The 24,807-nt window shown below is 61.1% G+C and carries 26 protein-coding genes; 24 read left to right on the plus strand and 2 right to left on the minus strand.

Annotated features, from left to right (window positions below; translation table 11 throughout):
* The first annotated feature begins 7 nt into the window (after nucleotides 1–7).
* Together selO and trxC are read left to right on the plus strand one after the other, a co-directional pair.
* Complete coding sequence (gene selO, locus AB4O41_RS14545; protein ID WP_460143667.1) at nucleotides 8–1,471, plus strand: protein adenylyltransferase SelO; 1,464 nt, start codon at nucleotides 8–10, stop codon at nucleotides 1,469–1,471.
* A gap of 116 nt (nucleotides 1,472–1,587) precedes the next feature.
* Entirely contained in the window at nucleotides 1,588–2,022 is a 435-nt protein-coding gene (trxC, locus tag AB4O41_RS14550) for a thioredoxin TrxC (RefSeq protein WP_460143668.1), read from the plus strand.
* Nucleotides 2,023–2,167: 145 nt separating this feature from the next.
* Here the strand turns inward: trxC and AB4O41_RS14555 are convergent, their stop codons facing one another.
* Nucleotides 2,168–2,938: a ParA family protein gene (locus AB4O41_RS14555; RefSeq protein WP_008009127.1), complete on the minus strand. Its 771-nt coding sequence runs from the start codon at nucleotides 2,936–2,938 to the stop codon at nucleotides 2,168–2,170.
* Between the two features lie 357 nt (nucleotides 2,939–3,295).
* Here AB4O41_RS14555 and AB4O41_RS14560 point away from each other — a divergent pair, with 357 nt between their 5' ends.
* From AB4O41_RS14560 to AB4O41_RS14660, 21 genes are all read left to right on the plus strand, one after another.
* Nucleotides 3,296–4,021: a beta-ketoacyl synthase chain length factor gene (locus tag AB4O41_RS14560; protein WP_460143669.1), complete on the plus strand. Its 726-nt coding sequence runs from the start codon at nucleotides 3,296–3,298 to the stop codon at nucleotides 4,019–4,021.
* Entirely contained in the window at nucleotides 3,997–4,803 is an 807-nt protein-coding gene (locus tag AB4O41_RS14565) for a lysophospholipid acyltransferase family protein (protein ID WP_460143670.1), read from the plus strand. Before AB4O41_RS14560 ends, AB4O41_RS14565 begins: the two co-directional genes overlap by 25 nt.
* Nucleotides 4,784–5,044: a phosphopantetheine-binding protein gene (locus AB4O41_RS14570; protein ID WP_123721556.1), complete on the plus strand. Its 261-nt coding sequence runs from the start codon at nucleotides 4,784–4,786 to the stop codon at nucleotides 5,042–5,044. Before AB4O41_RS14565 ends, AB4O41_RS14570 begins: the two co-directional genes overlap by 20 nt.
* A 9-nt stretch (nucleotides 5,045–5,053) precedes the next feature.
* Nucleotides 5,054–5,308 (plus strand): acyl carrier protein, encoded by a 255-nt coding sequence (locus AB4O41_RS14575; protein ID WP_007903178.1) that lies wholly within the window; start codon nucleotides 5,054–5,056, stop codon nucleotides 5,306–5,308.
* On the plus strand, nucleotides 5,305–5,850 hold the full coding sequence (locus tag AB4O41_RS14580; protein WP_460143671.1) for a COG4648 family protein: 546 nt from the start codon (nucleotides 5,305–5,307) through the stop codon (nucleotides 5,848–5,850). Before AB4O41_RS14575 ends, AB4O41_RS14580 begins: the two co-directional genes overlap by 4 nt.
* Nucleotides 5,847–7,529, plus strand: a complete 1,683-nt coding sequence (locus AB4O41_RS14585) for an AMP-binding protein (RefSeq protein ID WP_460143672.1) — start codon at nucleotides 5,847–5,849, stop codon at nucleotides 7,527–7,529. The genes AB4O41_RS14580 and AB4O41_RS14585 overlap by 4 nt, the downstream gene beginning before the upstream one ends.
* A 131-nt stretch (nucleotides 7,530–7,660) precedes the next feature.
* A complete protein-coding gene (locus tag AB4O41_RS14590; protein WP_460143673.1) occupies nucleotides 7,661–8,395 on the plus strand; it encodes a glycosyltransferase family 2 protein in 735 nt (244 codons plus the stop codon).
* Nucleotides 8,392–9,339, plus strand: a complete 948-nt coding sequence (locus AB4O41_RS14595) for an LpxL/LpxP family acyltransferase (protein WP_460143674.1) — start codon at nucleotides 8,392–8,394, stop codon at nucleotides 9,337–9,339. The genes AB4O41_RS14590 and AB4O41_RS14595 overlap by 4 nt, the downstream gene beginning before the upstream one ends.
* Complete coding sequence (locus AB4O41_RS14600; RefSeq protein ID WP_460143675.1) at nucleotides 9,320–10,864, plus strand: HAL/PAL/TAL family ammonia-lyase; 1,545 nt, start codon at nucleotides 9,320–9,322, stop codon at nucleotides 10,862–10,864. The genes AB4O41_RS14595 and AB4O41_RS14600 overlap by 20 nt, the downstream gene beginning before the upstream one ends.
* Nucleotides 10,857–11,282, plus strand: a complete 426-nt coding sequence (locus AB4O41_RS14605; protein ID WP_460143676.1) for an acyl-CoA thioesterase — start codon at nucleotides 10,857–10,859, stop codon at nucleotides 11,280–11,282. Before AB4O41_RS14600 ends, AB4O41_RS14605 begins: the two co-directional genes overlap by 8 nt.
* Nucleotides 11,279–11,881, plus strand: a complete 603-nt coding sequence (locus AB4O41_RS14610; RefSeq protein WP_460143677.1) for an outer membrane lipoprotein carrier protein LolA — start codon at nucleotides 11,279–11,281, stop codon at nucleotides 11,879–11,881. The genes AB4O41_RS14605 and AB4O41_RS14610 overlap by 4 nt, the downstream gene beginning before the upstream one ends.
* A complete protein-coding gene (locus AB4O41_RS14615; protein WP_460143678.1) occupies nucleotides 11,865–14,204 on the plus strand; it encodes an MMPL family transporter in 2,340 nt (779 codons plus the stop codon). The genes AB4O41_RS14610 and AB4O41_RS14615 overlap by 17 nt, the downstream gene beginning before the upstream one ends.
* Entirely contained in the window at nucleotides 14,201–15,361 is a 1,161-nt protein-coding gene (locus AB4O41_RS14620) for a sodium:proton antiporter (RefSeq protein WP_460143679.1), read from the plus strand. The genes AB4O41_RS14615 and AB4O41_RS14620 overlap by 4 nt, the downstream gene beginning before the upstream one ends.
* A complete protein-coding gene (locus AB4O41_RS14625) occupies nucleotides 15,348–16,595 on the plus strand; it encodes an NAD(P)/FAD-dependent oxidoreductase (RefSeq protein ID WP_460143680.1) in 1,248 nt (415 codons plus the stop codon). Before AB4O41_RS14620 ends, AB4O41_RS14625 begins: the two co-directional genes overlap by 14 nt.
* On the plus strand, nucleotides 16,592–17,317 hold the full coding sequence (locus AB4O41_RS14630; protein WP_460143681.1) for a class I SAM-dependent methyltransferase: 726 nt from the start codon (nucleotides 16,592–16,594) through the stop codon (nucleotides 17,315–17,317). Before AB4O41_RS14625 ends, AB4O41_RS14630 begins: the two co-directional genes overlap by 4 nt.
* Complete coding sequence (locus tag AB4O41_RS14635; RefSeq protein WP_460143682.1) at nucleotides 17,317–17,814, plus strand: hypothetical protein; 498 nt, start codon at nucleotides 17,317–17,319, stop codon at nucleotides 17,812–17,814. Before AB4O41_RS14630 ends, AB4O41_RS14635 begins: the two co-directional genes overlap by 1 nt.
* Nucleotides 17,811–19,007: a beta-ketoacyl-[acyl-carrier-protein] synthase family protein gene (locus tag AB4O41_RS14640; RefSeq protein WP_460143683.1), complete on the plus strand. Its 1,197-nt coding sequence runs from the start codon at nucleotides 17,811–17,813 to the stop codon at nucleotides 19,005–19,007. The genes AB4O41_RS14635 and AB4O41_RS14640 overlap by 4 nt, the downstream gene beginning before the upstream one ends.
* Complete coding sequence (locus tag AB4O41_RS14645) at nucleotides 19,004–19,462, plus strand: hotdog family protein (RefSeq protein ID WP_201061436.1); 459 nt, start codon at nucleotides 19,004–19,006, stop codon at nucleotides 19,460–19,462. Before AB4O41_RS14640 ends, AB4O41_RS14645 begins: the two co-directional genes overlap by 4 nt.
* Nucleotides 19,462–20,190, plus strand: a complete 729-nt coding sequence (fabG, locus tag AB4O41_RS14650) for a 3-oxoacyl-ACP reductase FabG (RefSeq protein ID WP_460143684.1) — start codon at nucleotides 19,462–19,464, stop codon at nucleotides 20,188–20,190. The genes AB4O41_RS14645 and fabG overlap by 1 nt, the downstream gene beginning before the upstream one ends.
* Nucleotides 20,190–21,416 carry a beta-ketoacyl-ACP synthase gene (locus AB4O41_RS14655; RefSeq protein ID WP_460143685.1) on the plus strand — a complete coding sequence of 409 codons (1,227 nt, stop codon included), beginning with the start codon at nucleotides 20,190–20,192 and terminating at the stop codon, nucleotides 21,414–21,416. The genes fabG and AB4O41_RS14655 overlap by 1 nt, the downstream gene beginning before the upstream one ends.
* 26 nt (nucleotides 21,417–21,442) lie before the next feature.
* A complete protein-coding gene (locus tag AB4O41_RS14660) occupies nucleotides 21,443–22,246 on the plus strand; it encodes a hypothetical protein (RefSeq protein ID WP_460143686.1) in 804 nt (267 codons plus the stop codon).
* A 165-nt stretch (nucleotides 22,247–22,411) separates the two neighbouring features.
* Here the strand turns inward: AB4O41_RS14660 and AB4O41_RS14665 are convergent, their stop codons facing one another.
* Entirely contained in the window at nucleotides 22,412–23,311 is a 900-nt protein-coding gene (locus tag AB4O41_RS14665) for a LysR family transcriptional regulator (RefSeq protein WP_460143687.1), read from the minus strand.
* 150 nt (nucleotides 23,312–23,461) lie between these two features.
* On the opposite strand from AB4O41_RS14665, the gene AB4O41_RS14670 reads away from it, so the two are divergent.
* Nucleotides 23,462–24,703 (plus strand): MFS transporter, encoded by a 1,242-nt coding sequence (locus tag AB4O41_RS14670; protein WP_460148344.1) that lies wholly within the window; start codon nucleotides 23,462–23,464, stop codon nucleotides 24,701–24,703.
* Nucleotides 24,704–24,807: the final 104 nt, after the last annotated feature.

Consider the following 24,807-nt stretch of genomic DNA (forward strand, 5'->3'; position numbering starts at 1 on the left):
ATGGCCGTTGAAAGCCCTCGACGAACTGACCTTCGACAATCGCTTCGCCCGCCTGGGCGACGCGTTCTCAACCCATGTGCTGCCCGAGCCCATCGCCGCTCCGCGACTGGTGGTCGCCAGCCCCGCTGCTATGGCGTTGCTGGACCTGGACCCGTCTGTGGCCGAGACACCGGTGTTCGCCGAGCTGTTCGGCGGCCAGAAGCTTTGGGCCGAGGCCGAGCCGCGAGCGATGGTCTATTCCGGGCATCAGTTCGGCTCTTACAACCCGCAGTTGGGCGACGGTCGTGGTCTGTTGCTGGGCGAGGTCTATAACGAGGCCGGCGAGCATTGGGACCTACACCTCAAGGGCGCAGGCCAGACGCCTTACTCGCGCATGGGCGATGGACGCGCGGTGTTGCGTTCTTCGATCCGCGAATTTCTTGCCTCCGAAGCCCTGCACGCCCTGAACATTCCCACTACTCGCGCACTGTGCGTAATCGGCTCCGACACACCAGTCTGGCGCGAGAAACAGGAACGCGCAGCCATGGTCTTGCGCCTGGCACCGAGCCATGTGCGCTTCGGGCATTTCGAATTTTTCTACTACACCAAGCGCCCCGAGCAGCAGAAAGAACTCGGCGAGCACGTGCTGGCCATGCATTTCCCGCATTGCCTGGAACAGCCGGAACCGTACCTGGCGATGTTCCGAGAAATCGTCGAGCGCAATGCCGAGCTGATCGCCAAATGGCAGGCCTATGGGTTCTGCCACGGTGTGATGAACACCGACAACATGTCGATCCTGGGCATCACCTTCGACTTCGGCCCGTTCGCCTTCCTCGACGACTTCGACGCCCACTTCATCTGCAACCACTCCGATGACCAGGGCCGTTACTCCTTCAGCAACCAGGTGCCGATCGGCCAGTGGAACCTCAGCGCCCTCGCCCAGGCCCTGACGCCGTTCATCAGCGTCGAAGCCCTGCGCGAAACCCTCGGCCTGTACCTGCCACTGTTCCAGGCCCACTACCTGGACCTGATGCGCCGCCGCCTCGGTCTCACCACTGCCGAAGACGACGACCAGAAACTGCTGGAGCATCTGCTGCAACTGATGCAGAACAGCGGCGTCGACTACAGCCTGTTCTTCCGCCGCCTGGGGGATGAGTCACCCGAACTGGCCGTCGCCCGTTTGCGCGATGACTTCGTCGACATCAAGGGCTTCGATGCGTGGGGCGCGCTCTATATTGCCCGGGTTGCTCGTGAAGGCGTGGTTGACCAGCAACAGCGCCGCAAACGAATGCATGCAGTCAATCCGCTGTACATCCTGCGTAACTATCTGGCGCAGAAAGCCATCGATGCGGCAGAAAGCGGCGACTATGCAGAAGTTCGTCGTTTGCATGCGGTATTGAGCAATCCGTTCGAGGAACAGCCTGGAATGGAGAGCTATGCCGAGCGGCCGCCGGAGTGGGGCAAGCATCTGGAGATCAGTTGTTCGTCGTGAGTGAACGTAGTCCCTCTGTGCAACTGAAGAAGGTAATGGCCTACAACCTATCGCCTTGATAATGACCACCTTCGACTCCAGATCAGTTGCATAGACTGCCCAACTGAGAACCAATCATGCCCGAACCACTGCTAATCCCCTGCCCCCACTGCAACGGCCTTAACCGCATCCCCGCCGAACGCCTCGACGACCATCCAAAATGCGGCCGCTGCAAGGCCGAAGTCCTGCTCAACAAGCCGTTTGAATTGAAGCAAGGCGATTACGCCAGTCAGATCAAGGGCGACCTGCCGTTGCTGGTGGACGTATGGGCGGACTGGTGCGGGCCGTGCAAGTCGTTTGCGCCGGTGTTCGAGCAGGCGGCGGGGCAATTGGCGGGCAAATGTCGGCTGGCCAAGCTGGACAGCGAGGCGAATCAGCAGTTGTCGGCGCAATTGGGGATTCGCTCGATCCCGAGCCTGATTCTGTTCAAGAATGGCCGGGAAGTGGCTCGCCAGAGCGGAGCCTTCCCGTTACCCCAATTGATGAGCTGGCTGCGTAGCCAAGGGATTTAGAGCCACCACAAATAAATGTGGGAGCGACGGTGCGACGATTCGACCTGCTCGCGAAGAGGGCTTCGCATTCAACATCTCTGTTGACTGGACTTCCGCTTTCGCGAGCAGGCTCGCTCCCACAGTGGTTCGGTGTTGTTTGCAGGAATCAGGCGTTTTCGAGAAGGTTGTGCAGGTCGACGAACTGCTGGGTCAGTTTATGCCGCGGGTCGAGGTGGATCAGCGGCGTGTTGGCCTGGTGGGATTCGCGCATGCGCACCGAGCTGGCCAGGTACACCGGCAACACCGGTAGCCCTTCGGCGATCAGTTCGTCGAGTATTTGCTGAGGCAAACTGGCGCGGGCCTGGAACTGGTTGACGACGATGCCTTCAACTTCCAGCCCTTCGTTGTGGTCCTCCTTCAATTCTTCGATTTCCGCCAGCAGGCCATACAGCGCCTGGCGCGAGAAACTGTCGCAGTCGAAGGGAATCAGTACACGATCAGCGGCGATCAAGGCCGAGACGGCATAAAAATTCAGTGCTGGCGGCGTATCGAGGTAGATTCGGTCGTAATCGCCGTCCAGCTCCTCGAGCAATTTGCGCAGCTTGTTGATCTTGTGCTTGGCCTCAAGCTTGGGCTGCAAATCAGCCAGCTCGGCGGTGGCGGTAACGACGTGAAGGTTGTCGAAAGGGGTTTCATAGATGTCGACCTGGTTTTTCTTCGAGAACGGACCCGAGGACAGAGTCTGCTTGAAGAAGTCAGCGATCCCCATCGGGATATCATCACCGGTGAGTCCCGTCAGGTATTGAGTGGAGTTGGCCTGAGCATCGAGATCCACCAACAGCGTGCGATAGCCTTCGCTGGCGCTAACCGCCGCCAGATTACAGGCAATGCTTGACTTGCCCACGCCACCTTTCTGATTGAACACCACGCGCCGCATGTCAAAACCTCCGTGTATCAAAGAATGACCGAGTGTAGTAGTCCACGGCGCTGCTTAGCTACCTTGCCGGCATCAGGACTACACAGTCATTGGAAAATATCCGGCGAAAAAAGCCGCCAACTCGTCCATCGACAGCCGATAGAGCTGACAGACATGTCCGCTGCAACGTAGATAATGGCCAAACGACAGCTTTTTCGCGAACCAGACGGTACATTTCGTTGCGCAAAATGCAACCAGCATTTGCTACACGCCCGCTGCACCGGGATAATGCGCGCCACTCGGCGTTAAGCGCCACGTAAGGTCAGCCGCGGTTTTTGCGACTCACCACGTCAAGGAAGCCCGCAGGGGCGGGATGAAATGTCTGTGATCAACTTCAACATCGCCCAATGGCGCGCGTGGGCCCCGGGGCTTGAAAGCGTGGATGATTGGCAGGCCTGGAGCCGACAACCGGTCGTGCTCGAGCCTAGCGATGCCGCCCCCGATGTATCGTTTCTGCCGGCCATGCAGCGTCGGCGACTCAGCCGTCTGGCGCGGATGGCGTTTAGTGTCGCCTGGCCTTTGGCCGATGGTCGCCAGGACCTGCCGTTGGTCTTTATTTCCCGCCACGGCGAAACACCACGCACTTTCGAAATTCTCAGCGATCTGGCGACTGACCAACCGTTGTCGCCCACCCAGTTCAGCCTGTCGGTGCACAATGCGGTCATTGGCCTATGGTCGATCATGCGTGGTGAAACCAGCGAGATGACGGCCCTCGCCGCAGCTGGCGATGGCCTTGAACATGGCATGCTAGAGGCGGCGGCATTGCTTGACGAAGGAGCGCCTGCAGTACTGCTGGTAGTGACTGAAGAACAACCGCCCGCGGCCTACTCGGCCTGGATCGACGACGTGCCATTCCCTTACGCGGTCGGCCTGCTGATCACGCCCGGCAATCAGTGGCAGCTGTCGCTGAACAGCACCTCACAAGCGTTGTCCAAACCCCACTGGCCTCATGCCCTGAATCTGTTACGTACCCTGCTCGGCCAGCAGACCACCTGCCAACATGCCTGGAAAAATCGTCTATGGACCTGGCAACGCAACCCGTAACCGATAAAAACCGCGACGCTTATTACTGGCGTCTGCTGGCCACTGCCGCAAGCTTCACCCTGTTCGGGTTGGGCGGGCTTTGCCTGCGACTGGTGTTCCCGCTGTTGAACTGCCTGCCGGGAGACGCCCAGGCCCATCGTCAGCGGGCACGACAGACCGTCAGTCGGTGTTTCTGGTTTTTCATTCGATTCATGGCTCGCACTGGCGTGCTGACCTATGACATTCAGGGGGCGGAAAAGCTCGGACGGCCAGGCCAGATGATCGTCGCCAATCACCCCTCGCTGATCGATGTGGTGTTTTTGATCGGCCTGGTAGGCCACGCCAACTGCGTGGTCAAGAAAAGCCTCTGGGAAAATCCGTTCACCCGCGGCCCGCTACGCCGTACCGATTACATCAGCAACGACGGCAGCATGGACATGCTCGACGCCGCTGCGGACGCGCTGAAAAGCGGTCAGACCCTGATCATTTTCCCCGAGGGCACCCGCACCCAACCTGGCAAATCGCCGGCCTTTCATCGGGGGGGCGCGGCAATCGCCTTGCGCGGTGCGAGAATCCTCACCCCGGTGATCATCAAGGTCAGCCCGACCACATTGACCAAGGCCGAACCCTGGTATCGGATTCCCAAACGCCGCGTGCACTTCAGTTTTCGTGTCGGGGCCGATATAGACCCACAGGCCTTCGCTACGCAGGGGCCCGCGCCCCAGGCCTCGCGCAAGCTCAATGATTATTTGCACCATTACTTTATTAAGGAGCTCGCCGAAGATGAGCGATCTACACCGTGAAATCAAAGAACTGATCATTGACGCCCTGGGCCTCGAAGACATCAGCGTCGACGACATTGGCGATGACCAGACACTGTTCGGCGAAGGCCTGGGCCTGGACTCGGTAGACGCCCTGGAACTCGGCCTGGCGATCCAGAAAAAGTACGGCATCAAAATCGATGCCGACGCCAAGGACACCCGTAATCACTTCACCAACGTGGCGAGCCTTGCGGCGTTCGTCACTGCAAAACAGGCAGCTTGAGACCGGACCATGCAAACTCGTGACGATATTTTCAATACCCTGCGCGATGCTCTGGTCGAACTCTTCGAGCTGGAGCCCGAGCGCATCAGCTTGGGGTCCAACCTGTATCAGGATCTGGAAATCGACAGCATCGATGCGGTCGACCTGATAGATCACATCAAACGCCAGACAGGCAAGAAAATCGCCGCCGAAGAATTCAAATCGGTGCGTACCGTCAGCGACGTGGTCGAGGCGGTCTACCGCCTGGTTCAACCAGCCGCATGAGCCGACTGATCGGCCTGGGCCTGCTGCTGGCAGGCCTGTTGTACCCCTTTGCGGTGTATTTCGGCATGGAGCATTTTGCCCCGTGGCAGTTCGGTCTGCTGCTGGGTAGCCTGTGGCTGGCGCGAGCGCTGACTGGCGAACGGCGTCCCGGAAGCCTGTGGATGGCCACGGTCGCCATCGGGTTTTGTCTGCTGCTGGCGCTGTTCGACAGCCCGGTGCTGCTGCGCTGGTACCCGGTGCTGATCAGCGCCTTCATGCTGGCGCTGTTCAGCCTGAGCCTGAAATACGGCCCACCGATGATTGAACGCCTGGCCCGTCTGCGAGAGCCGGAACTACCGGTAAGGGCCATTCGCTACACCCGCCAGGTGACGATTGCCTGGAGCGTGTTTTTTCTCTGCAACGGCTTGTGCGCCGCCGCCCTGACTCTTTGGGCGCCGCTGAGTTGGTGGATGTTGTACACCGGCCTGATCTCCTATGGATTGATCGGCCTGATGTTTGCCATTGAATGGCTCATACGACAACGGGTAAGAGGCCGCCCATGAATTGGATAACACTTGAGCAACTGTTGCTCAAGGCTCAGCCGGACCGTGCTGTAACGGCGGAACCTGCGCTGAATCATGCACAGATGTGCGAACAGGCCCTGAGCCTGGCCGCCGGCCTGCAAGCGCAGGGAGTGCGGCGCATCGCCGTGCACCTTGAGGACGCCGCCGACCTGGCCATTGCCCTGCTCGGCGCCTGGCGTGCCGGGGTCAGCGTACTGCTGCCCGCCGACCTGCAAGCGCAGACTCGCCAGCGCTGGTCGACCGAGGTCGATCTGTGGCTGACCGATCAGACCGATGATGCTCATTTGAGCGATTATAGGCATTCACCATTGCCGGCCAGCCCTCTGGATCTGGATCGCTGTCAGTTGAGCCTGTGCACCTCCGGCTCCAGTGGCGAACCCAAGCGCATCTCTAAAACCCTGCGCCAATTGGCCAATGAAGTCGAAGCGCTGGAGCACCTGTGGGGCGCAGATCTGGGCGAGGCCTGCATCATCGGCAGCGTCGCCACTCAACACATCTACGGGTTGCTGTTTCGGGTGCTGTGGCCGCTATGCGCCGGGCGCTCGTTCGTGCGCAAGCAACTGGCCTTCCCGGAAGACCTGCAACGCGCCAGCCGCGAACACCCGGCCTTCGCCTGGGTCGCCAGCCCGGCGCTGCTCAAACGCATGGGCGACAACCTCGACTGGCCAGCGCTGAGCGCAGTGCGCCGAGTATTTTCCTCCGGTGGCGCGTTGCCCGCCGAAGCGGCGCAAAGCCTGCATGAACGCTTGCAACAATGGCCGACAGAAATTTTCGGCAGCTCGGAAACTGGCGGCATCGCCTGGCGTCAGGGCCAGAATCTCTGGCAACCCTTCGTCGATGTTGCGCTGAGCCAGGACAGCGATGGCGCCCTGCTTATCGCCTCACCGTACTTGCCGGCCGGCCATATCGAACACACCGCCGACGCCGCACGCATCGCCGCCGACGGCCGTTTCGAGCTGCTGGGACGGCTGGACCGAATCGTCAAACTGGAAGAAAAACGTATCTCGCTACCGATGCTCGAACAGGCGCTGATGGCGCACCTCTGGGTCGTCGAAGCGCGCCTCGGTGTGGTTCAGGAAAACCGCGCCTCATTAGGGGCGCTGCTGGTACTCAGCGAGCAAGGCCTGCATGCCTTGCGCAATCAGGGTCGACGCAGCCTCACTCAAGCCTTGCGTCAGCATCTGAATCAGCATTGTGAAACGCTGGCCCTGCCACGCCGCTGGCGCTTGTTGCGGCAACTGCCGCTGAACGCGCAAGGCAAACTGCCCCAGGCCGAGGTTGAAGCCTTGCTGCTGGCGCCCCGCCCAAAGGCACCGCAAGTGTTGGAGCAGCTTGAAGTCGATGGCGAGTGGAGCCTGCAACTGGCCGTCCCGCCAGACTTGGCGTATTTCAGTGGTCACTTTCCCCGGGCACCCGTATTACCCGGCGTGGTGCAGGTGGATTGGGCATTGAGCCTGGGCCAGCAATTGATGGATCTGCCGGCAAAATTCGCCGGTATGGAAGTGCTGAAGTTCCAGCAACTGGTGCGGCCCGGTGACGAAATCCAGCTGCACCTGCGCTTCGACTCGGCGCGCAGCAAATTGTATTTCGCCTATCGCAATGAAACCGCCACCTGCTCCAGCGGGCGGATTTTGCTGGAGACTGCCAGCGATGCATAACTTTGGTGAGTGCTACGCACTCAATCGCGAGCAGGCTCGCTCCCACATTGGATCTCTGTTAAACACGAATTCCCTGTGGGAGCGAGCCTGCTCGCGATGCAGCCACCTCGATCCTTCAGATGCACGTCATCATGCATAACCCCTGCGCCGTAATCCCGGTCTACAACCACGAAACCGCGATCACTGCCGTGGTCGATGCCCTGCTTGCCAGTGGCCTGCCATGCATTCTGGTGGATGATGCCAGCAGCCCGGCCTGCGCCAAGGTCCTTGACCGACTGGCCCAGCGTGACCGGGTTTACCTGATCAGGCTCACCATCAATCAAGGCAAGGGCGGCGCGGTGATGACCGGTTTGCGCGAAGCTTCGCGCCTGGGCTTCAGCCATGCCTTGCAGGTGGACGCCGACGGCCAGCATGACCTGCAAGACGTCAAAGTCTTCATCGAGCATTCGCGGACCCATCCAGAGGCAGTGATCTGCGGTTATCCGCAATATGACGCCAGCGTCCCGAAGGGGCGTTTGTACGCCCGCTACCTGACTCATGTGATGGTATGGATCAACACCCTGTCGTTGCAGATTCGCGACTCGATGTGCGGCTTCCGCGTCTACCCGTTGCCGCCAACCCTGGCACTGATCGACTCGGCCAGGATCGGCAAGCGCATGGACTTCGACTCCGACATCCTGGTGCGCCTGGCCTGGCGCAATCAGCCGATGCAGTGGCTGAAAACCAGGGTCCATTACCCTCTGGATGGCGTCTCGCATTTCCGCCTGTTCCACGACAATGTACTGATTTCGAGCATGCACACCCGGCTGTTCTTCGGCATGTTGCTGCGGGCACCGGTGATCCTCTGGCGACGGTGGCGAGCATGAGCGACAACGCAGACAAACAGCACTGGGCCGACCGCCAGGAGCGTGGCAGTTTCTGGCTGATGAAGTTCACCGCGCTCTGTGCAAAAGTGTTGGGTCGTCGACTGCTGAGCCCATTGCTGTACGGCATCGTGCTGTACTTTTTCCTGTTCGGGCGCAGCGCCCGCCACAGTGCCTGGCAATATCAGCAGCGGCTTGCCGACTGGAGCGGTCGTAGCGAATTGCGCCCGAGCCATTGGCGGGTATTCGGCCAGTTCATGGCCTTCGCCGACTCCATGCTCGACAAACTCGATGTGTGGAACGGCAAGCTGAGCATCGATCAAATCGAAATCATCGACCCGGCACTGCTGCGCAATAAACTGCGCGGCACACGCGGGCAAATGCTGGTGGGCGCGCACCTGGGCAATCTCGAGGTTTGTCGGGCGCTGGCCGAGATCGGTGAGAAAGTCACCATGAACGTGCTGGTGCACACCAAGCACGCCGAACAATTCAACCGTCTGCTGGGCGAAGCCGGGGCGACCAATCTGCGGCTGATTCAGGTCAGCGAGCTGGACCCGGTGATCATGCTGCAACTGCATGAACGCCTCGAGCGCGGCGAATGGCTGGCGATTGCCGGCGACCGCGTGCCGCTGCATGGCGGGCGCAGTGTCACGGTGGATTTTCTCGGTCATCAGGCAGCGTTCCCGCAAGGCCCGTGGCTGCTGGCCGGTCTGTTGAAATGCCCGATCAACCTGATGCTGTGCCTGAAGAAACCCACGGGCGACTATCGACTGACCCTCGAACCGTTCGCCGATGCCATCGTGTGGAAACGCAGCGACCGCGAACAGGTCATTCATCAGTGGGCCTCCCGCTACGCCGAACGCCTGGGTCACTATTGCCTCGAAGCGCCCCAACAATGGTTCAACTTTTACCCTTTCTGGAAGATCGATGACGACGCCAACGCTTGAGCCGGTAACCTTCGGCGAACTCCCTTTGCGCATCGAAGACGTGCTGGCCCTGGCCAACCGTCAGGTGCCGACGCAGTTGCAGAGCGACGCTGAGTTTCGCCAGCGCATCGCCAAGGGCCCGCAGTTCCTTGATTCCCTGCTGGACAAGGAAGGCGTGATCTATGGCGTGACCACCGGTTATGGCGATTCCTGCGTGGTAGCGGTGCCGCTGCACCACGTCGAAGCCCTGCCCCGTCACCTGTATACCTTCCACGGTTGCGGCCTGGGCAAACTGCTCGACGCCCAAGCCACTCGCGCGGTGCTGGCAGCGCGTTTGCAGTCGCTGTGCCACGGCGTTTCCGGGGTACGCGTGGAGCTGCTGGAGCGTCTGCAAGCCTTCCTCGAACACGACATTCTGCCGCTGATTCCGGAAGAAGGTTCGGTGGGCGCCAGCGGTGATCTGACGCCGCTGTCCTATGTCGCCGCGACTTTGTCCGGCGAACGCGAAGTGATGTTCCGTGATGAGCGTCGACAAGCCGCCGATGTGCACCGCGAACTGGGTTGGGAGCCGCTGGTATTGCGCCCCAAAGAAGCACTGGCGCTGATGAACGGCACTGCCGTGATGACTGGCCTCGCCTGCCTGGCTTACGCCCGCGCCGATTACCTGCTGCAACTGGCCACGCGCATCACCGCGCTTAACGTGGTCGCTTTGCAGGGCAACCCGGAGCACTTCGACGAGCGTCTGTTCGCCGCCAAACCTCATCCAGGGCAGATGCAAGTCGCCGCGTGGCTGCGCAAAGACCTGGCGATCGATGCGCCGACCGCGCCGCTGCATCGCCTGCAAGACCGCTATTCCCTGCGTTGTGCACCGCATGTGCTCGGTGTATTGGCCGACAGCCTGAACTGGCTGCGCTCGTTCATCGAGATCGAACTCAACAGCGCCAACGACAACCCGATCATCGACGCCGAAGCCGAACGCGTGCTGCACGGCGGGCACTTCTACGGCGGCCATATCGCGTTCGCCATGGACAGTCTGAAAACCCTGGTGGCGAACGTCGCCGACTTGCTCGACCGTCAGCTCGCGCTGCTGGTGGACGAGCGTTACAACCATGGCTTGCCGAGCAATCTGTCTGGCGCCACCGCCGACCGCGCGATGCTCAACCACGGCTTCAAGGCCGTGCAGATAGGCACCAGCGCCTGGACCGCCGAAGCCCTGAAAAACACCATGCCGGCCAGCGTCTTCTCGCGTTCCACCGAGTGCCACAACCAGGACAAAGTCAGCATGGGCACCATCGCCGCCCGCGACGCCATCCGCGTGTTGGAGCTGACGGAACAGGTCGCCGCCGCGACGCTGCTGGCCGCCAACCAAGGCGTCTGGCTACGCGGCCAGGCTGAAGACGCGCGCCCACTGCCACCGGCCCTGGCCGCGATGCACGAAGAATTGGCCAAGGACTTCCCGCCGGTCATCGAAGATCGTGCCCTGGAAGGCGAATTGCGCCTGTGCCTGCAACGCATCGCCGAACAACACTGGAGGCTGCATGCGTAGCAAGGGAGTGCTTCACACCGACACGGAAATCCTCGTACCGTTCTTTGACGTCGACACCATGAACGTGGTCTGGCACGGCCATTACGTCAAATACCTGGAAGTCGCCCGCTGTGCGCTGCTGGACAAGATCGGCCACAACTACGACGCCATGGTGGCGTCGGGTTACGCGTGGCCGGTGATCGATTTGCAACTGCGCTATGTGCGTGGTGCCGTGTTCGGCCAGAAGCTGAATGTGCGCGCCAGCCTGGTGGAGTGGGAAAACCGCCTGAAGATCAGTTATCTGATCAGCGATCTGGCCACCGGCGAGCGCCTGACCCGCGCCTGTTCCGTGCAGGTCGCCGTCGACATGAGCAGCCGCGAAATGCTTCTGGCTTCACCGAAGGTGTTCACCGATGCGGTTGAAAGGGTGCTGCCATGAATTCGCTGTTCAAATGCCTTGGCGTTTTAGCGTTGCTCGGGCTCTCATCATTGGCGCAAGCCTTCGATCTACAGCAACTCAGCGATCAACTGGCCAAACCCGATGTGATCCACGGCAGTTTCATCCAGGAAAAACACCTGCGTGCCCTGCCCCAGCCGCTGACCAGCAAGGGCACCTTCGTTTTGGCGAAGAATCACGGCCTGCTCTGGCTGCTGAAAACCCCGCTGCAACAGGACTATCGCATCAGCGACAAGGGCATTGCCCGGCGTGATGCCAACGGTTGGCAAATGCTGCCGAACAAGAGTGCCGGCGCCGAGCAGAACCGTTTGTTCCTCGCGGTGCTGCAAGGCGACAGCAGTGGCCTGCAACGGGATTTCGAACTGTCGCTGAGCGGCGATGCACAAAACTGGAAGCTGACCCTGACCCCGCGTTCGATGCTGCTCAAGCAGGTGTTCAATCAGATCAACATTGACGGTGGCGAACTGGTGCATAGCATCGAGCTGCTCGAAACCCAGGGTGACCGAACCCTGTTGCGCATGCAGGAAAGCACTAGCGCACAACCTTTGAGCGATGCGGAGCAACATGACTTTGCTGAGTGAACGGATGCTGCCGCGGCTGTTTCTGATCCTGCTGCTGGCGGTGCTCGCACTCGCGGGCTGGCAATGGCGTGACGACGCGCCGCTGTCGGCCAACCTGATGGAACTGGTACCAGGCACGGCGCCGGACGCGCTGGAACTGCGCGCCGAACAACGCATGCAAGAACCGCTGAACCGGGAGATGCTGGTGCTGGTCGGCCATAAAGACCGCCAGCAAGCCATCGCCATGGCGCAAAAACTCGGCGAGCAATGGCAAGCCAGCGGCGTCTTCGAAAAGGTCCAGTGGAACCTGCAAGCCGACTTGCCAGCGCTGCGCACACAATTGCTGCAAGGCCGACTGGCGATGTTGTCGGCGGCCGACCGACAGCAACTCATCGAGCACCCCGACGCCTTTATTCAGCAACGGGTGCAAGCCCTGTTCGACCCGTTCACCGGGTTCAGCCTGGTGCCGAGCCAGGATGACTGGCTGGGCCTGACCGGGCGCATCCAGAACAGCCAGCCACAGCACGGTTCGGTGCAGCTGGACATCGGCAGTGGTGCGTTGGTTGCCGATGCCGATGGCAAGAGTTGGGTGATGTTGCGGGCGCGAACCGCCGGCAACGCATTCGACATGAACCTGCCGCTGCAAGTGGCCGACCTGCTCCAGCACAGTCGCGAAGAAGCCGCCCAGACGGATGTGCAACTACTCGCCGCCAGTGGCCTGCTCTATGCCGCCAGCGGTCAACGGCAAGCCGCGCGCGAGATGACCTGGGTCGGCGGCGGCGCCACGGTCGGGATTCTGCTGCTGCTGTTGCTGGCCTTCCGGCGTTGGCGGGTATTGCTGGCATTCGTCCCGGTGCTGGTGGGCATGCTGTTCGGCGCGGTGGCCTGTGTGGCGCTGTTCGGTCACATGCATGTGATGACGCTGGTGCTGGGCTCAAGCCTGATCGGCGTGGCGGTGGATTACCCGCTGCATTACCTGTCCAAAAGCTGGAGCCTGAAACCCTGGCACAGTTGGCCGGCGTTGCGCATGACCCTGCCGGGGCTGACGCTGAGCCTGATCACCAGTTGCATCGGCTACCTGGCCCTGGCCTGGACGCCGTTCCCGGCTCTGACCCAAATTGCCGTGTTCTCCGCCGCCGGCCTGCTTGGCGCCTACCTGTCGGCAGTGTGCCTATTGCCGGCGCTGCTCAAGGGCGTGGATCTGCGACCGGCGCAATGGCCGATGCGCATCGCCGAGAAGTTGCTGGAGCTGCGTGAAACGTTGCTCAAATACGTACGCACACCGGTACTGCTGGCGCTGTTGATCGCCTTCTGTGTCGGCGGTCTGTTGCAGTTGCAGAGCAAAAACGACATTCGCCAATGGGTCGGCACGCCGCAGCAACTGACTGACGAAGCCCAGACCATCGCACGCATCACCGGCTATCAACCCACCAGCCAGTTCTTCCTGGTGCGCGCGGCCAATCAACAGGAATTACTCGAACGCCAAACGGCACTGAGCGAGCGTCTGGATCAGTTGGTCAATCTGGAAAAACTTCAGGGCTATCTAGCGCTCAATCAATTGGTCAGCCAGCCAAGCGAACAGCGCAAAGTGCGTGAAGCACTGAACAAGCTGCCGCAGTTCTGGCAACCGTTGCTCGACCTCGGCGTGCCGGCCGCCGCGTTGCAGGCCGAGTTGGCAACGTTGCAGGCGCTGCCCATCGAAGATATCGACGCAGCGCTGGCCGGTCCATTGGCCGAACCCTACCGCACGCTGTGGCTGGGGCCGACCGATGACGGCGTGGCCGCGATGGTCAGCCTGCAAGGCCTGAATAATCCCGCGCTGTTGCGGGTCCAGGTGCAGGACTTGCCGGGCGTGGAATTGGTGGACCGCCTCGGCGAACTGAACCAGGTTTTCGCCGCCACTCAAATCAGCGCCGCTGAATTGAAACTCGCCTCCTGTGTACTGATCGTGCTGGTGCTGATCCTGCCATTCGGTTTCGGTGGCGCATTACGAATCGTCTCTCTGCCGTTGCTGGCGGCTCTGTGCAGTCTGGCAAGCCTGGGTTGGCTCGGTCAGCCGCTGACATTGTTCAGTCTGTTCGGCCTGTTGCTGGTGACGGCCATTAGCGTCGACTACGCGATCCTCATGCGCGAACAGATCGGCGGCGCCGCGGCGAGTCTGCTGGGTACCTTGCTGGCGGCGGTGACCACTTGGCTGTCGTTTGGCCTGCTGGCAGTGTCCAGCACGCCGGCGGTGAGCAACTTCGGCCTGTCGGTGAGCCTCGGCCTGGCGTTCAGTTTCATTCTGGCGCCGTGGGCCGGACGACAAGTCCACATCGCACCGATTACGGAGCAGGCAGCATGATGGTCGCTGCGTTCTGGTTGATGGCCCTGGTGTTGTTCGCCATGGCTACCCGTGTCGGCCGTCATTTCGGTCTGATTCCGATCGTCAGCCAGTTGCTGCTGGCTACCTTCGGCCTGCCGCTGCTGATGTACTTCTGGATCGAACCGGGCTGGCACCTGAGCGGTGCCGACCTGATCTCGCCGGACTGGCTGAAGAACCTCTACAGCCTGAGCTTTGCCTTACTGTTGGGGCACATCCTCAGCGACGTGATCGACCTGCGACTGGAACGCCAAAGCCTGAAAATCGCCCTGCCGAGTTTCTGTATTCCGTTTGCCTGCGGGCTGGCGACTGCGGTCTGGCTGTTGCCGCCGCAGCCGTGGATCAGCTCGCTGGCGGTCGGTCTGCTGTTCGCCATCACCGCGATTCCGGTGTTGTATCTGTACCTGCGACACATCAACTACCCGCCCGCCGCCACCCGGCGTCTGGTGCAGACCGCGATCCTGATCGACCTGACCTGCTGGACTCTGTTCGCATTTGCCCAGGGCAGCCTGCACCTGAGCAGCCTCTTGCTGCCGCTGGCCGGCGCCTGCCTGCCGTTGTTGCTGCGACTGCTCGGGTTGCGCCAACCGTTGCTGCACAGCGGCTGCTTCTTCGCGCTGCTGGTGGTCGCCGAACACTTCAAGCTCAATGCGCTGATCTTCGGCATCGGCTATCTGCTGTGCATGGCCGCGCTCAAGGTGCCATTGGTGCTGCCATTGTCGGCGGCGTGGATGAGCCGTTTGCAGACCTGGATCGCCATCCCGCTGATCCTCACGTTCGGCATCGTGCAGATCAACGTGCACAGCGCCATCGACAGTCTCGACGGGGTGCAACTGGCCGCGCTCCTGCTGTTGCCGATCGCCAGCAAACTGCTGGGCAACTGGCTGGGTCTGGGCTGGGCTGGCGCCTCGTTTGAAGGTGCCAGCCGCTGGCGGGAAAGCCTTCTACTGAATATTCGCGGCTTGAGCGAGATCGTCTTTCTCAACCTGCTGCTGCAACAGCAGCTCATCAGCCAGGCGCTGTATTTCGCGCTGATGTTGATGGGCCTGATCGCAACCCTGCTGCCGGCACTGGCCGGCATGCACCGAATCCCTTTGAACATCGCCGCCCCGGCAAGGAGCACCCGTGCCAACAGTTGAAATGGAACGTCGTCAGGTACTGGTGATCGGCGCAGGCCCCTCGGGCGCCATCGCCGCCGCGCTGCTCAAGCGTAAAGGTCATGATGTGCTGATGATCGAGCGCCAGCATTTCCCACGGTTTTCCATCGGTGAAAGCCTGCTGTCCCACTGCCTGGATTTCGTCGAAGAAGCCGGCATGCTCGAGGCGGTAAATGCTGCGGGTTTCCAGCGCAAAAACGGTGCAGCGTTCGCTTGGGGCGATCAGTACAGTGCCTTCGATTTCGGCGACACGTTCACCAACGGCAAGCCGACGACATTCCAGGTCCAGCGCGCCGACTTCGACAAGCTGCTGGCCGATCAGGCTGAGCTGCAAGGTGTCGATGTCCGTTACGGAGAGGCCATTGTCAGCGCTGATTTCAGCCTGCAGAAACCGCAACTCGACGTGCTTCGCGAAGATGGCAGCCAATACCGCGTCGAGGCCGACTTCGTGCTCGATGCCAGCGGCTACGGTCGCGTGCTGCCGCGCTTGCTGGACCTTGAAGCGCCGTCGAACTTCCCGGTGCGCCAGGCCGTGTTCACCCACGTCGAAGACTGTATCGACAACCCGGCTTTCGACCGGGAGAAAATCCTCATTACCACCCATCCGACCCAGCGCGATATCTGGTTCTGGACTATCCCGTTCAGCAACGGCCGTTGCTCGGTGGGCGTGGTGGCGGCTGCCGAACACTTCGAAGGCCGTACCGAGAATCTGGACGACTGCCTGCGCGGTTTCATCGCCGAAACCCCAAGCCTGGCCGGTGTACTGAATAACGCCGTGTGGGATACACCCGCGCGGTCCATCGGTGGCTACTCGGCGAACGTCAAAACCCTGCACGGCCAAGGTTTCGCCTTGCTGGGCAACGCGGCGGAATTTCTCGACCCGGTGTTCTCTTCCGGTGTGACCATCGCCATGCGTTCGGCGAGCATGGCCGCCGGGGTACTGCACCGCCAACTGCAAGGTGAAAGCGTCAACTGGCAGACCGAGTTCGCCGAACCGCTCAAGCGCGGCGTCGACACCTTCCGTTGCTACGTCGAAGGCTGGTACGCGGGGACCTTCCAGGATGTGATTTTCTATCAGGGCGGCACAGCGGATATCCGCCGTATGATCAGCTCGATCCTCGCGGGTTATGCCTGGGATGAACGCAACCCGTTCGTCAGCGAACCCAAACGTCGCCTGCGGATGATCTCGGACCTTTGCGCACAGGATCCGACATGAGTTATTTGAGCGACAACTACGTCGAAGAAACCCGTTTCGGTTTCTGGTTCCTGCGCAGTCACACCTGGCAGCACCATGTATTGCGCGTGGCAATTACTGATTTGCGGGACTTGTTCAACGCGCCATTGCCCGACAACCCGGTATTACTGGATGCCGGTTGCGGCCAGGGCAAGTCGTTCCAGTACCTGCGCCAGACCTTCGCGCCTCGGCGCCTGATCGGGCTGGATGCCGACCCGCACAGCCTGAACCTGAGCGGCGAAGAAGCGGCCCGCCAGGGCATGGATGTGGAGCTGATCGGCAGTGACTGCGCGAGCATCAAAATACCGGACGCCAGCGTCGATCTGTTGTTCTGTCATCAGACCTTCCATCACCTTGTCGAGCAGGATCAGGCCCTGGCCGAGTTCTATCGAGTGCTCAAGCCGGGCGGCTATTTGCTGTTCGCCGAGTCCACCGAGGCTTACATTGATACGTGGGTGATTCGCTGGCTGTTCCGCCACCCGATGCACGTGCAAAAAAGCGCCGCCGGCTATCTGGACATGATTCGTCGGCAGGGTTTCGAATTCGGCCCGCAGAACGTGTCTTACCCTTACTTGTGGTGGAGTCGCGCCAAGGATTTCGGCCTGCTCGAACGCTTCGGCTTGCGCCAGCCGAAACCCTTTGGCCAGCGGGAAGAAACACTGGTCAATGTAGTCGCGCGCAAGCCTCTTGAAGGGTGTGCCTGATGATCCGTTTCCTGCTTCTGGGTTGCGTCCTGTTGCTGAGCGCTTGCGCCAGCCAGGCACCGCTGCCCGAGCGAACCCCGAACCTGGCGTTGCCGCTGCAACTGCACATCGAACGGCAGATGGCCGAGCAACGTCAGGACTGGCTACTGGTGATCCAGCGTGAAGGCCCAGGCATTCGCTGGTCGATGATGGACCCTTTGGGGATTCCCGTGGCACGGCAGAAACTGATTGATGGCCAATGGCAGGCCGACGGTCTGCTGCCGCCCAATCCGGAAGCCCGGGAGCTGTTCGCTGCCTTATTGTTTGCGTTGACCCCTGCGGGCGAGTTGCACAGCAACTATCCCGCCGCCCGGCAGGAGGGCGGGCAACGGTCCTTGTCACCGCGCTGGAACATCCGCTATTCACAACCAAGCTATTCACAACCACTGAGCTTTGAATTGAACGTGTCCCAAGGCCCGCAATATCGCGTCACTCCGTTAGGCGAGCACACGCCATGACGGCCTATCTGAACGCCCTCGGGGTGATCTGCGCCCTGGGCCGCGACAAGCAGGAAGTCGCCCGCAACCTGTTTGCCGGCGATTGTTCGGGCATGCGCAGCGAGGCCGGCTGGGTCGTGGAGCGCTCGCTGCCGGTCGCGGCGGTGCGCGGTGCGCTGGCGCCGATTCCGGCTGAGCTGGCGCATCAAAGCAGTCGCAACAATCAATTGTTGCTGGAGGCTGCGCTGCAAATTCGCGAAGACATCGAGCAGGCGATCCAGACCTACGGCCGCGACCGTATCGGCGTCATTCTCGGTACCAGTACCTCGGGCATTCACGAGGCCAGCAGCGGTCTGGCCCATTACATCCGAGAGCATCAGTTCCCCGCCGATTATGACTATCAGCAACAGGAACTCGGCGCGCCGGCGACGTTTCTCGCCGACTGGCTGCAATTGAGCGGCCCGGCCTATGTCATTTCCACCGCCTGTACCTCCAGCGCCCGCGCGCTGATGAGTGCCCAACGACTGCTCGACCTGGGCATGTGCGACGCCGTGTTGTGCGGCGGTGTCGACAGTTTGTGCAAGCTGACCCTCAACGGCTTCTCGGCTCTGGAAGCGGTGTCCGAACAGCGCTGCAACCCGTTTTCAGCCAACCGCAACGGCATCAATATCGGCGAAGCGGCGGTGTTGTTTCTGATGAGCAAAAGCGCCGGCAACAGCCAACCGATTGCCCTGCTCGGCAGTGGCGCCAGCTCCGATGCACACCATATTTCCGCGCCGGAACCGACCGGCCGTGGCGCCCTGCAAGCGATGCGCAAAGCCTTGAGCCGCGCGGGCCTGCAACCGCAGCAGATCAGTTATCTGAACCTGCACGGCACCGCCACCCAACACAACGACGCGATGGAAAGCCTGGCCGTAACAGCGTTGTTCGCGGAAGGCGTACCCTGCTCCTCGACTAAACCGATGACTGGACATACCCTCGGCGCTGCCGGTGCTTTGGAAGCAGCGTTCTGCTGGTTGAGCCTGAGCGCGGACAATCACGAGCGTGCCCTGCCGCCCCACATCTGGGACGGCCAGCCCGATCCAAAATTGCCGGCCCTGCATTGGGTGACCCCGACCGACCACCTGACGTCCATTGCACCTCGCTATCTGATGAGCAATTCCTTTGCCTTCGGTGGTAATAACGTCAGCCTGATTATCGGAGACGCTCCATGATTACCTGGCCGCTCGCCGAACTGCTGCCGCATGCTGGCGACATGATCCTCATCGAGCAAATCCTGTCGTTCGATGACGAGCAGATTCACACCCGACTCACCGTCAAACCCGACGGACTGTTCAATCGCCCCGACGGCAGCCTGCCGGCCTGGGTCGGCATCGAGTTGATGGCCCAGAGCGTCGCCGCGTACGCCGGCTGCCACGCACGCCAGAAAGGCAATGCGGTGGAGTTGGGTTTCCTGCTCGGCACCCGTAAATTCGAATGCAACGTAGAACACTTCCCCGCGGGCACAGAGTTGACCATCCATGGAATACGCTCGCTGGAAGACGACAACGGCATGGGTGTGTTCGAATGCCACCTCACCGCCCCCGGCATCCACGCCACTGCCCGGCTGAACGTGTTCCGCCCGCCTCAAGCCGCGCAATATCTTCATGAACCCCAAGGAGTCGAGTGATGACTGAATCCGTACTGGTCACCGGCTCCAGCCGTGGTATCGGCCGCGCCATTGCGTTGCGTCTGGCCCGGGCCGGGCATGACATCGTGCTGCACTGCCGCAGCGGCCTTGCGGACGCCGAAGCCGTCAAGGCCGAAGTCGAGGGTCTGGGCCGCAATGCTCGCATCCTGCAATTCGACGTATCCGACCGTGGCCGTTGCAAAGCTATTCTTGAAGCCGATGTCGAAACCCACGGCGCCTATTACGGCGTGGTGCTCAACGCCGGCCTGACCCGCGACGGTGCTTTTCCGGCCCTGAGCGAAGAGGATTGGGATTTGGTGATGCGCACCAATCTCGACGGTTTCTACAACGTGCTGCACCCGGTGATGATGCCGATGATCCGTCGTCGCGCCGCCGGACGAATTGTCTGCATCACCTCTGTTTCCGGGTTGATCGGCAATCGCGGCCAGGTCAATTACAGCGCCTCCAAGGCCGGTTTGATCGGCGCAGCCAAGGCGCTGGCGATCGAACTGGGCAAGCGCAAAATCACGGTTAACTGTGTCGCACCCGGCCTGATCGACACGGCGATGCTCGACGAAAACGTGCCGGTGGAAGAACTGATGAAAATGATCCCCGCACAGCGCATGGGCACCCCGGAAGAGGTAGCCGGTGCAGTGAATTTCCTGATGTCGGCGGAAGCGTCGTATATCACCCGGCAGGTTCTGGCCGTCAACGGAGGCCTGTGCTGATGAAGCGCGTCGTCGTCACCGGCATGGCCGGCATCACCTCACTGGGCAGCGACTGGGACACCATCGCCGGCAACTTCGCGGCCAACCGCAGCGGCATCCGTCGCATGGACGAGTGGGATCGTTTTACCGAACTCAACACCCGCCTGGCCGGGCCGATCGACGACTTCCAGGTGCCGAGCCACTGGACCCGCAAGCAGCTGCGCAGCATGGGCCGCGTCTCGCGCCTGGCCGTTGGCGCGGCTGAACAGGCCTTGGCAGACGCCGGTCTGCTGGGTGACGAGTCGATCAAGGACGGGCGCATGGGCGTTTCCTGCGGCTCGTCCACCGGCAGCACCGACGAGATCAAGGCGTTCGGCAAAATGCTGCTCAACTCAGTGGCCGAAGGCTTGAACGCCAACTCTTACGTGCGGATGATGCCGCACACCACGGCGGCGAATATCAGCATCTTCTTCGGCCTCACCGGCCGACTGATCCCCACCTCCAGCGCCTGCACCAGCGGCAGCCAGGGCATCGGCTACGCCTACGAATCAATCAAGTTCGGCCGCCTGCCGCTGATGCTCGCCGGCGGTGCCGAAGAGCTGTGCCCGACCGAAGCCATGGTGTTCGATGCGCTCTATGCCACCAGCCTGAAAAACGATGCCCCGCAAACCAGCCCTCGCCCTTACGACTCCGGCCGCGATGGCCTGGTAATTGGTGAAGGCGGCGGCATGCTGGTGCTCGAAGAGCTCGAACACGCCTTGGCACGCGGCGCACATATCCACGCCGAGATCGTCGGTTTCGGCAGCAACGCCGACGGTCAGCACGCCACCCGCCCGGAGCAGCTCACCATGCGCCGGGCCATGGAGCTGGCGCTGGAAGACGCCGGGCTCGAACCGACCGCCATCGGTTATGTAAATGGTCATGGCACCGCTACAGAACAGGGCGACATTGCCGAAACACTGGCAACCAGCGCGTTGTTCGGCGAACACATGCCGATCAGTTCACAGAAGAGTTTCCTCGGGCACACCCTGGGAGCCTGCGGCGCGCTGGAGTCCTGGTTCAGCATCGAAATGATGAACCGCGACCGGTACGTACATACTTTTAACCTCGATGAGATCGATCCGCAGTGCGGCAAGCTCGATTACCTGCGCGGTGAATTCCGGCAGATGAGCAATGAGTACGTGATGAACAACAATTTCGCTTTTGGTGGGGTCAACACCTCGTTGATTTTCCGCCGCTGGCACTGACCTGAACCACCTATGGAGTGAAGGGAATGACTCAGTTTCACCGCATCGTCGCCTTGCTGGCCCTGGCCTTTGTGCTGGGCGGCTGCACCAGCAAACCGGTGTATAACGCCAAGGAAGACTTCTCCGCCGACCTGGGTTTCACCCAATCGCAGATGAGCCGCGCCATCGTTACCGCTCTGAATGACCGCGAATGGGTCGTGCAATCGGTACGTCCGGGCATGATCAAGGCCGCCATCACCGTGCGTGGCCGGCACCACGCCGAAGTCGATATCCCGTTCACCCCGACCTCGTTCGAAATCGACTACCGCAGCAGCTACGGCCTGGACTACAAGAACGGCAAGATCCACGGCAACTACAACCGCTGGGTCAACAAACTGCGTGACAACGTCCTCAAAGAACTGTCCTTCGATCCAACCATCGAGCAGGTCAACGAACTGGGCATCATCAAGCAAGGCGCTGAAGAGCCGACCTATCTGAGTTTTCGCGAAGGGGTAAAACGTGCCACCGACGCCGGCCTGCTGGACGGTAGCGTCAAGTTCTACCTGGCCGGTGAAGCCTTGCCCAAGCAGGTGCGAAAACTCGACACCGTGAGCAGCAGCCGCAAGACCAACGGCTCCAATAAATCGGATCAGGACGCCTGCTTCTGGGCTCTGCAATCGGCCCTGGCGACCTTGCAGGACGCTGCGAAAAAAGCTGATGCAAACGCGGTGATCAACATCGCCAGTGTCGACAAGCGCGACCTCTACAAAGACACCGAAAAATTCCAGTGCCGCGCCGGGCTGGTGGTGTCCAGCGTGGCGTTGCGTGGTGATTTGGCGCACGTGGACTGAGGCAGTCGTCCGAAACAACAAAGGGCGCCTTTCGGCGCCCTTTCACATTCGGCTCTGCGATAGCTGGTTGCCCAGGATCCTCAGAGTCTTACAAGACCCTTTCGCTCGCGGACACACCCCACCCAAACGGGGGTTTTTTGATTTGATAGCATCATCACAATCCCCTTATGCGATGGACTCAACCTTACGCGTCAACAACTCCACAAATGCCTTCGCCATCGGCGACTTCTGATCCTTGCGCTGTACCAGCCACACCGCCGACACCGCTTCCGGATCGAGCAAAGGCCGATAGACCACGCCATCAATACGCATCCGCTGATAAGACGCCGGCAACACCGACACCCCAAGCCCCGCCGCCACCAAACCGATAATCGTCATCGCCTCGCCAGCCTCCTGGGCGAAGTGCGGGCTGAAACCGGCATCCCGCGCCAGGCTGAGCAGCTGTGCGTACAGACCACTGCCATAGCTGCGCGGGAAAAATACGAACGGTTCGAGGGCCAGGGCTGACAGGAACAAGCCCTCTTCGCTGCCGCTCACCAACGGATGCTTGGAACTGAGCACCGCCACCAATGGCTCGCGCATCAGTTCCACCACGCTGAGTGAGTCTGGCAACCCCAGCGGTCGCATGATGCCGACTTCGATCGACTCATCCACCAGCGCATCGGCCACTTGGGTGCTGCTCATTTCCCGCAGATGCAAATGCACCGCCGGAAAGCGCTGGCGAAACGAGAAAATTGCCTGGGGAATGGTCGAGTTGAACGGCGCCGACGAGGTGAATCCGATCTTCAGCTCACCCAATTCACCAAGTTGTGCCCGCCGTGCAACGTCCGCCGCTTTGTCGACCTGAGTCAGCACCAACCGCGCCTCTTCCAGGAACAGCCGACCGGCCTCACTGAGTTCGACCCGACGATTGGTACGCTCGAAAAGCCGTGCACCGACCTCCTGCTCCAGCGCCTGAATTTGCTGGCTCAGCGGCGGTTGCGAGATGCCCAGCACTTGTGCAGCGCGGCCGAAGTGCAGTTCTTCGGCGACGGCGATGAAGTAGCGCAGGTGGCGCAATTCCATGAAAACTCCATTAGGTCGTAGAACCTATCAAACAGGTCGAACAATATATTGGATAGAAATATTAGCCAGCTATATGATTTTTTCATTGCCTGACCGGCTGCACCCTCCGAGGTCCAAGTGAAAACTGCTGTCGCCCCACTCGCCCATGAAATTCCGCCCGCCGCGCGGGACGATGTCGTCGCCGAGCTAAGCGAGATCTATATCGAGAAAGGCACGCCGATGTTTATGCGCACGGTGCTGGCGCTGTTCTCGGGCGGTTTCGCGACCTTTGCCCTGCTGTATTGCGTTCAGCCAATGATGCCGCTGCTGTCCCGCGAGTTTTCCATCAACGCGGCCCAGAGCAGCCTGATCCTGTCGGTGGCCACCGGCATGCTCGCCATCGGTTTGCTGATCACCGGCCCCATCTCTGATCGCATCGGGCGTAAACCGGTGATGGTCGCCGCGCTATTCGCCGCCGCACTCTGCACCATGGCCAGCGCGATGATCCCGAGTTGGCAAGGCGTGCTGGTGATGCGGGCGCTGGTGGGGCTGTCGTTGAGCGGTCTGGCGGCGGTCGCGATGACTTACTTGAGCGAAGAAATCCATCCGCAGCACCTTGGCCTGGCCATGGGGTTATACATCGGCGGCAACGCTATCGGCGGCATGTGTGGACGGTTGATTGTCGGGGTATTGATCGACTTCGTCAGCTGGCACACGGCGATGCTGGTCATCGGTGGCCTGGCGCTGATTGCCGCAGCGGTGTTCTGGAAAATCCTCCCGGAATCGCGCAACTTCCGCGCCCGCTCGCTGCATCCGCGCAGCTTGCTGGACGGCTTCACCATGCACTTTCGCGATGCCGGTCTGCCGCTGTTGTTTGTCGAAGCGTTCGTGCTGATGGGCGCGTTCGTCACGCTGTTCAACTACATCGGTTATCGCTTGCTGGCCGAGCCGTACCATATGGACCAGGCCTTCGTCGGGCTGCTCTCGGTGGTGTACCTGTCGGGCATCTACAGCTCGGCGAAAATCGGCGCCCTGGCCGACCAGCTCGGCCGGCGCAAAGTGCTCTGGGCGACCATCGTGGTCATGCTCGCGGGCATCGCCCTGACCATGTTCACACCGTTACCGCTAGTGATTCTCGGCATGCTGATCTTTACCTTTGGCTTCTTCGGGGCGCATTCGGTGGCCAGTAGCTGGATTGGCCGCCGTGCGATCAAGGCCAGAGGACAAGCGTCGTCGCTGTACCTGTTCAGCTATTACGCCGGGTCGAGTATCGCGGGTACGGCAGGCGGTGTGGCCTGGCACTTGGGCGGCTGGAACGGGATCGGGTTGTTTATTGGCGGGTTGTTGGTGATTGCGCTGATGGTGGCGTTGAAGCTGGCGAAGTTGCCGCCGTTGGGCGATGTGAAGGCCTGATGCAAAACCTTGTGGGAGCGGGCTTGCTCGCGAAGAGGCCGTCACATTCAACAGAGATGTTGACTGACAGACCGCTTTCGCGAGCAAGCCCGCTCCCACATTGA

This window comes from Pseudomonas sp. S2_A02 (assembly GCF_054668495.1).